This is a genomic window from Rothia mucilaginosa (genome assembly GCF_964210535.1).
In the GTDB taxonomy this organism is placed as follows: Bacteria; Actinomycetota; Actinomycetes; order Actinomycetales; family Micrococcaceae; genus Rothia; species Rothia mucilaginosa_F.
Genome location: NZ_CAXOMR010000049.1, coordinates 1 through 424 on the forward strand (window position 1 = coordinate 1; position 424 = coordinate 424).

General features: G+C 55.4%; 1 protein-coding gene. It reads right to left on the bottom strand.

Annotated elements, in window-relative coordinates; all coding sequences use genetic code 11:
- Positions 1-392 (bottom strand): ATP-binding cassette domain-containing protein (locus AB8C10_RS09250; RefSeq protein WP_368867560.1); only part of this gene is annotated, 392 nt, incomplete at its 3' end.
- Positions 393-424: the final 32 nt, after the last annotated feature.

Genomic DNA, 424 nt, shown 5'->3' on the forward strand with positions numbered 1-424 from the left:
ACCACACACCCACCATCCAACACCACCACAGAATCAACACCACGCAACGTCCACGCACGATGAGACACCAACACCACCAAACGCCCCACAGCAGCCACCTTCAACCGAGCAAAAATCTCCTCCTCAGTCTCAGCATCCACAGCACTGGTCGGCTCATCCAACACCCACACCGGCGCATCCCGAAGAACCACACGCGCCAACGCCAAACGCTGCCACTGACCACCCGAAAGACCAACACCACCAAACGACTCACCCAACTGAGCATCCAAACCACCCTCAAGACCACGCACAAAATCATCAGCACAAGCCACCGACAAAGCCGACCACAAATCAGCATCACCAAGACGCTCAACAGCCTCCTGCGGCAAACCCAGAAGAAGATTTTCACGCACAGTCAGTTCATAACGGCCGTAGTCTTGACTCA